Annotated in this window: 5 protein-coding genes and 1 tRNA gene; all 6 read right to left on the bottom strand. The window is 41.3% G+C overall.

The window, feature by feature from the left end:
• Window positions 1-30 precede the first annotated feature (30 nt).
• The 6 genes from gor to AC4J95_RS20820 all read right to left on the bottom strand — a co-directional run bounded on the left by gor (window position 31) and on the right by AC4J95_RS20820 (window position 7,029).
• Window positions 31-1,380: a glutathione-disulfide reductase gene (gene gor / locus AC4J95_RS20845; protein WP_494551511.1), complete on the bottom strand. Its 1,350-nt coding sequence runs from the start codon at window positions 1,378-1,380 to the stop codon at window positions 31-33.
• 210 nt (window positions 1,381-1,590) lie between these two features.
• Window positions 1,591-2,832, bottom strand: a complete 1,242-nt coding sequence (locus tag AC4J95_RS20840) for a peptidase U32 family protein (protein ID WP_494551510.1) — start codon at window positions 2,830-2,832, stop codon at window positions 1,591-1,593.
• A 13-nt stretch (window positions 2,833-2,845) separates the two neighbouring features.
• On the bottom strand, window positions 2,846-3,760 hold the full coding sequence (locus AC4J95_RS20835) for a peptidase U32 family protein (RefSeq protein WP_494551509.1): 915 nt from the start codon (window positions 3,758-3,760) through the stop codon (window positions 2,846-2,848).
• 104 nt (window positions 3,761-3,864) lie between these two features.
• Window positions 3,865-6,363, bottom strand: a complete 2,499-nt coding sequence (locus tag AC4J95_RS20830; protein WP_494551508.1) for an ATP-dependent Clp protease ATP-binding subunit — start codon at window positions 6,361-6,363, stop codon at window positions 3,865-3,867.
• 5 nt (window positions 6,364-6,368) lie between these two features.
• On the bottom strand, window positions 6,369-6,836 hold the full coding sequence (locus AC4J95_RS20825) for a CtsR family transcriptional regulator (protein ID WP_269208789.1): 468 nt from the start codon (window positions 6,834-6,836) through the stop codon (window positions 6,369-6,371).
• Between the two features lie 119 nt (window positions 6,837-6,955).
• Window positions 6,956-7,029, bottom strand: a tRNA-Pro gene (locus AC4J95_RS20820).
• Window positions 7,030-7,045: the final 16 nt, after the last annotated feature.

Below are 7,045 nucleotides of genomic sequence, written 5' to 3'. Positions count from 1 at the left end.
TGATGTGCCGATTTGCGGCACATCATTTTTTTAGCGCATTGTAACAAATTCCTCGCTGCCAGTTGGGTGAATCGCAACTGTATCATCAAAATCTTTCTTCGTTGCGCCCATCTTAATAGCTACTGCAAATCCTTGCAGCATTTCATCAACACCGACACCAATCGCATGTAAGCCGATGATTTTTTCTTCTTCACCAAGACAAATCAACTTCATATCGCATTTCTGACGATAATCACTCAAAGCAAAATACATCGGCGTAAATCTTGAATGATAGATCTTGATCTGATCTTTTTCATAACGTTCGATAGCAGCTTCTTCTGATAAGCCGATCGTGGCAATCGTTGGGTGTGTAAAAATCACCGTTGGTACATTTTCGTAATCTAAGAATTCTTCAGACTTACCGTTAAAGACACGTTCTGATAAACGACGACCAGCCGCGATGGCTACTGGTGTCAGGTCGATCTTGCCAATCACATCACCAACCGCATAAACACCTTCACTCGTCGTATTTTGATATTTATCGACGATCACGAAGCCTTTTTCATTCAATGTCACCGAAGTATTTTCCAAGCCTAAATTATCCGTATTCGGCACACGACCGCCGGCAAACAATACTTTATCTCCCGTCAGTGTATTTCCGTTTTCGAAATAGACAGTGTAGGTTCCTTCGGCATTTTGTTTAATTTCTTTTGCCACATGATGGTCGTATAGCTTCATTTTGTTGTCTCGATAGATCTCAACTAAATTGTCCGCCAACATTTTATCAAATGTCCGCAATGGACGACTGTGACGAAAAGCCCAATGAACTTGAGTACCCATCCCTTGTAAGACGCCACTCAATTCTGCTGCGATATAGCCAGCTCCAAGAACAATTACTTCTTTTGGTTGTTCCGTCATTTCAAAGAATCCGTTAGAGTCAATGGCATATTCACCACCGGGAATCTTCATTTGACTTGGGCGGCCGCCCGTTGCGATCAGCATATTTGGTGCGGTATATTCTTCGCCGTTCACGCTGACAACATGATCAGACTTGAAGGTCGCATAGCCTTCGATTCGTTCCACATTGTTACTATCAAGTCCGCGATAATAAGCACCATGTAAAAAATCAATATATTTTTCGCGCCGAGCAACTAATTCTTTGAAATCAAATGTTTCAACATCTGCCCGCACACCGTAGCTAGGTGCATCTCGTTCAATCATTTCCAGCATACTGCTAGCTTGCCACATCACTTTTTTGGGAACACAGCCAACATTGACACAGGTCCCGCCGATTTTATTTCCCTCGATTAACAAGACCTTCGCCCCATACATACCGGCACGATTTGCTGAGGCGATCCCGCCACTACCGCCGCCAACAATGATATAATCATATTTTTTCATTCATCTTCCTCCTAGTTCGTATTAAGGTAATGGAAATATTTTAAAGTAAGTAGAATAAACAGCTTCAAACTCAATACTTTCATTTTAATCTATTTTGCTAGAAAAGGATCATTTTTTGTTCCAAACACTCTTTTCTCTTAAAAAATATCTCAAGAAAACCGCACATCAAAAATCGGCTTTTCATCCAACTTCTAGCGTGCGGCTTATATATTAGTCTTTCTTTTTCCGAATCATATCTCCCGGTTTAACTGGCTGAGCGACTGGCATCGTCAAGACCATCATCGGATTAGGTGCGCGATCAATCGATTCACCTTCATCATTTTTCATTTCCGTAACCGTTTGTTCAAAATGCTGGAAATGCGGACCATAAAACTCGATCTCATCCCCCACTCTAAAATGATTTCGTTGACGAATAGTGGCAATTCCACTAGCTTCGTCATAACTTAAAACCTCACCGATAAATTTATAGACAGGAATCTTTCGGCGTGGTCCAAACAGTTGTTCGTTTTCTGTTGGTGTGTGGTAATAAAAACCCGTTGACAATTCTCGCTGAGCAACCTTCCATAATTCATCAATCCACTCTTGCTTGCAAACATAGTTGTCTGGATCAGCAATATAGCTGTCAACTGCTGCTTTATAAACGTTCGCTACAGTAGATACATAGTGAATTGATTTCATTCGACCTTCGATCTTCAAGCTATCGACACCATTTTCAATCAAATCAGGAATGTGTTCGATCATGGACATGTCCACCGCACTCATGGAAAACTCTTCTGTCACATCGCCATTTTCTGTCAATGATCGATGTTCCTGGGCGAACGGCATATCGAATAATTCATATTTCCAGCGACAGGACTGTGAACAGCCGCCACGGTTTGCATCCCGCATGGACATATGATTCGACAAAGTACAACGACCTGAATAGGAAATACACATCGCGCCATGGATAAAGGCTTCAATTTGAATATCTGTATTGCGACGAATCTCTGCTAACTCTTCCATCGATACCTCTCGAGCTAAAACAACCCGTTCCAAGCCCTCATTTTGCCAAAACTTCAAGGTCTCGGCATTTGTAGCTGAGGCTTGCGTAGATAAATGGATTTCTAACCCGGGCGCTTCTGATGCACAAATCTCAATCAAAGCAGGATCGGAAACAATTACTGCCGATATCCCAATATCACGTAATTTTTTGAAGAATGCTCCGGCTCCTTCTTCATTGCCTTCATGCGTGACCATATTAGCTGCTACATAGACTTTAGCGCCATATTGATTGGCAAAAGCCACTCCTTCTTCCATTTCTTCAAATGAAAAGTTTCCGGCCCGAGAACGCAGACCATATGCATCTCCACCAATATAAACTGCATCCGCACCATAATGAATTGCGGTTTTCAATTTTTCTAATGTCCCGGCTGGCGCTAAAACTTCCGGCCGTTTCAACTTTCTCTCTGTCATGCTACTATTCCCTCTATTTAATCGCTGTTGGGTCCAAATGATAAAAACCAGTATCCATTCCCCGACCAACAGGATGATATTTTTGAATTGCTTGCTGCGCGTTGATTGCGGCTGATTCATCCCAAGAATTCGTTTCAATTGCTGATTTAGCCTCTGCAAAGATTTTCGCAATTGCGACAAAATCTTTGCCAGATGTAAATAAGCCGTCTAATTTCCACGTTTGATAACCCGCTTGGTTCAATTCAGCTAGCTCATTAATCAAATTCAGATCATTATCAGCAAAGATATGTGTGCCATGCTGATCTTCATAAATCGAATAATGAGTCTCTGCTTTTTTCGGTTCTGAAATGAATAATCCCCGCTCTTTTGAAGCACTTTCCGTCTGTTTTGTGTAATTAAAATAATTATCCAACAACGGTCGTTTCGATTGATGAATGCACGTTGCGCCATAAACCAATACTTCCACTGGTACATTGACGTGCTCGCTTAAACGCTGCATCTCTGCAAAGGGAACTTCGCGAGCCAATATTGCCCCCACAGCACCTTTTTTCTGCCAAAAATTGATCTGTCGCGCATTAGTCACCAAAGTTTCCGCATCATAAATATATGGCAAATCATATTCCTGCAATAAATAAATCACACCCGTATCACCAACAACGACGTGATCCGGTTTCACTTCCGCTAGAAAATTCAAATACTCTGGGATCATTTTCATTTTCTCAGGATGCATGATGCCATTGACAGCAATATTCACTTTTTTTCCTTGAGTATGTGCCAAGTCAATCAGCGCCTTCTGCTCCTCGCGAGAAAAAGAATGGGGCAGTCGCAGACCAAAAGTTTCTTCCCCTATGTATAGTGTATCCACGCCGGCAGTCAGCAATTCTTCAGCTTGTTCCAGCGATTCTACCGTCGCAATTAATTCGATCATGGTGTTTCCTCCCTTTAGACTTTCCCATACTATCACAGCTTGCAAAAGTTTCCAACTAACGATATAAAAAAGAGGAGGACATCAACACGTCCTCCTCTGATCAATTAAACTTTTTCTGGAATTTTTTCTTCTTTTGGATTTTTCACTGTTAATGTGATTTTGCCTTTGCTTGCTCCAATCGTTACCGTGTCACCCAATTGGATCTGCCCAGACAACAAAGCCTCCGCAAGTCGATCTTCAATTTCTTTTTGTAGTGCTCGTCGAATCGGCCGTGCACCATATTCAGGATCAAACCCAACTTTCCCGATAACATCGTAAGCAGCAGGAGTAATCTTCACTTTAATCTCATGTTCCTTCATACGATCCAGAACAGCACGACTCATAATTTTAACGATCTCATTAATCTGATCTTGGTTTAGTGATTTGAACACCACTGTTTCATCGATCCGGTTGAGAAATTCTGGACGAAAAGCCTTTTTCAATTCTTCCAAAATTCGTTTTTCCATCATCGCATGGTCTTTCGTAATGTCCTTCACGTTAAAACCGACATTTTTTTCTTCGCGGATCTCTGTCGCACCTATATTTGAGGTCATAATCAAAATTGTATTGCGGAAATCAACTTTTCGACCTTTTGAATCCGTTAAGTGACCATCATCCAAGACTTGTAATAAAATATTGAAGACATCTGGATGGGCTTTTTCCACTTCATCCAGCAAGATAACGGAGTAAGGTTTTTGACGAATCTTCTCTGTCAGCTGACCGCCTTCTTCATAGCCCACGTAACCTGGGGGTGAACCAATCAAACGGCTGGTGCTGTATTTTTCCATGTATTCAGACATATCTACTCGAATCAAGGTCTCTTCACTGCCAAACATTGCTTCCGCCAATGCTTTAGCCAGCTCCGTTTTACCTACTCCTGTTGGACCTAAGAACATGAAGGAACCGATTGGACGGTTTGGATCTTTCAACCCGCTGCGAGCCCGACGAATCGCTCGCGAAATGGCAACAACTGCTTCATCTTGGCCAACGACCCGCTTATGCAGAACATTTTCCAGATCCATTAAACGCTGACTTTCTTTTTTCTCCAACTGTTGTAGCGGCACACCCGTCCATTGTGAAACAACCGCTGCCACATCTTCATCAGTTACTTGATCAATATAGCCATTTTCTTGCTTGGCCGCTTTGATTTTTGCTTGCTCCAATACTTCAGATAATTGTTTTTCTCGTAAACGTAAACGAGCAGCAGATTCAAAGTCTTGATTTTGAATAGCTTTTTCTTTTTCAGCCACCAAATCTTTAACTTCTTCTTCCAAGTCTGTCAGCTCTGATACTTCATCGGTCGAATCCAAACGAACTTTTGCAGATGATTCATCCATCAAATCGATCGCCTTGTCCGGCAATTGACGTGAATTGATATAACGTACGGATAAAGAAACGGCTGCATGCAATGCTTCATCAGTAATTTCAACGCCATGATGATCTTCATATCGAGGACGCAAACCTTTCAATATTTCTTCTGCTTCTTCAGGGGTTGGTTCTTCTACTTGTACTCGAGCAAATCGACGTTCTAAAGCAGAATCCTTTTCGATATATTTTTGGTATTCATCTAAGGTTGTCGCACCGATCGTTTGCAATTCTCCGCGTGCTAACGCAGGTTTCAAGATATTAGAAGCATCGATCGCGCCCTCAGCGCCACCCGCGCCGATCAAGGTATGCAATTCATCAATAAATAGAATGATTTGTCCATCATGGTAAATTTCATCGATCACTTTTTTCAAACGGTCTTCAAATTCTCCACGATATTTTGTTCCAGCAACCAAGGCACCCATATCCAACATCATCAAACGTTTTCCACGCATATCTTCAGGTACATCACCTGAGATAATTCGTTGCGCCAAACCTTCAACAATTGCCGTTTTACCGACACCAGGTTCTCCCACTAGTACAGGATTATTTTTGGTTCGACGGCTCAAAATTTGAACCACACGACGAACCTCACTGTCTCGACCTACTACTGGGTCTAAACGCTTTTCTCGAGCCAATTTCGTTAAATCCCGAGCTAAACCATCCAAGGTAGGTGTACCTTGTGAGTTACTTTGAGCCGGTTTCGCTGGTGCCTTGCGGCGATTCCCAGCTCCTTGATTACCATTTGATGCTTCATTCACACCCATTTTCTTCAATAAAAGCTGCCGCATTTTAGGCAAGCTCAAACCGAGATTCACTAAGATATGAGAAGCCAAGATTTCATCGTCTCTTAATAGCCCTAATAAGATGTGCTCAGTTCCAACCAATTTTGCATTAAAACGCTTCGCTTCATCATCTGCAAAAATCAAAATTTGCTTTGCTCTAGGAGAATAAGGCAAGTAACCCCCTTCAGGATAGGATTTAACCGATCCGTAACCCGTCATATGCTCGATTTCTTCACGTATATCATTTTCACTTGAATTCATTTGACGTAATGTTTTACCCGCAATTCCTTGTTGTTCGATCACTAACGCTAACAATAGATGTTCCGAACCAACCGAACGGTGTTTAAAATATTTAGCTTCTTGCTGGGCGATCGCCAACACTGCTTTTGCGCGTTCTGTATACAGCTGATCCATATCCCTCACTCCTTTTTCTCATAACTTAAACGTTCCAAAAATCCATGAAGAATTCTTGCCCGTAGTCTGTTTTCAATTTGACTGATACCAAGAACATTCTTCGATACTGCACTCAACATCAAATTACCTTCATTTTCCGTAATAATTTCCTCTTCGAATAATTTCTGAATAATTCCAAAAGCATTTGCCTCAGAAATCTCACTTCCAAAAGAATCCATCAATTGTTCCAAAAAATAATGTTGATCAGAAATCTTAACTTTACTAATTCGAATATATCCACCGCCACCGCGTTTACTTTCAACTAAGTATCCTCGTTGAAAAGTAAAACGAGTATTGATCACATAATTTATCTGAGAAGGAACACAATTAAACAATTGTGCCATTTCAGCTCTGCGAATTTCGATAATTTCACTATTTTCCAAAATATCTTTCAAGTAAGATTCGATCAAATCAGAGGTATTTCTGCTCATGATATCGCCTCCTATTGACTATTCCTGACCATAATTATATCGAATTTAGAGCGTGAAATAAAGAAGAACGCCTTTCTTTAAATAAGGATAAAAAAAAAGAAGGCTTTCACCTTCTTTTTTGATCGGGAAGACAGGATTCGAACCTGCGACACCTTGGTCCCAAACCAAGTACTCTACCAAGCTGAGCTACTTCCCGATAAACAAAAAAAACT

This window comes from Enterococcus sp. GPZ-007 (genome assembly GCF_059374735.1).
This window is presented reverse-complemented; position numbering and strand designations above follow the sequence as displayed.